Source organism: Phocaeicola sp. RTP21198st1_B8_RTP21198_201120 (assembly GCF_040929485.1).
GTDB lineage: Bacteria > Bacteroidota > Bacteroidia > Bacteroidales > Bacteroidaceae > Phocaeicola > Phocaeicola dorei.
The window spans coordinates 1,899-2,543 of the sequence record NZ_JBCOCI010000171.1 but is presented as its reverse complement, the minus strand read 5'-3'; the positions used below and the strand labels follow the sequence as shown (position 1 = coordinate 2,543).

Below are 645 nucleotides of genomic sequence, written 5' to 3'. Positions count from 1 at the left end.
TACCTCTCATGGCATCTTCGAGTGACGTAATGGCACGTTCGCTCAATGCATCCTTACTAATAGATGATATGGAACCTGTCAAGTCCGAGCGACGCATAGAACCGTAACCGATGGCTACCACTTCTACGTCTCCCAAACCAATCACGTCCTCTTCCATAATAATATTGATCTGTGTACTATTGCCTACGCGATGATCGACAGTTTTCATACTAATCATCGAGAAAACAAGCACCGACTGTTTCGACGGTACATTTATAGAGTATGCTCCGTCAATATTGGTAATCGTGCCGCGCGTTGTTCCCTGCACAACGACCGAGACTCCCGACAGTGGGTCTCCCTCCAGATCCGTTACTTTACCGGTAACAGTCAGAGTCGTTTTTTGTCCCATAACATCTATTGCCAGAACAGATGCCAGGAGCATAATCATACATAATGAATAGAATTGTTTCATTGGGTATTAATTTTTTAGGTTACTAAAAGAATACTGTTTTTTTCTCAAATATATGGGTGAAATGATTAGAACTAGGGTTAATCCGTGGATTAACACCCTCAAAAAAGCATTAACCGCTATGTTAAAAGAGGGATTAACCTCTATTGCCTTTCACATTCTTCCTGATAAGTTCGAGGAACTGTTCCGTATTCACC

1 protein-coding gene is annotated in these 645 nt (G+C 41.9%); it reads right to left on the bottom strand.

Annotation, left to right across the window (positions count from 1 at the left end; all coding sequences use genetic code 11):
- Window positions 1-451, bottom strand: a 451-nt coding sequence (locus tag AB5935_RS24025) for a carboxypeptidase-like regulatory domain-containing protein (RefSeq protein WP_368327658.1), incomplete at its 3' end; no start/stop codon positions are given.
- Window positions 452-645 lie beyond the last annotated feature (194 nt).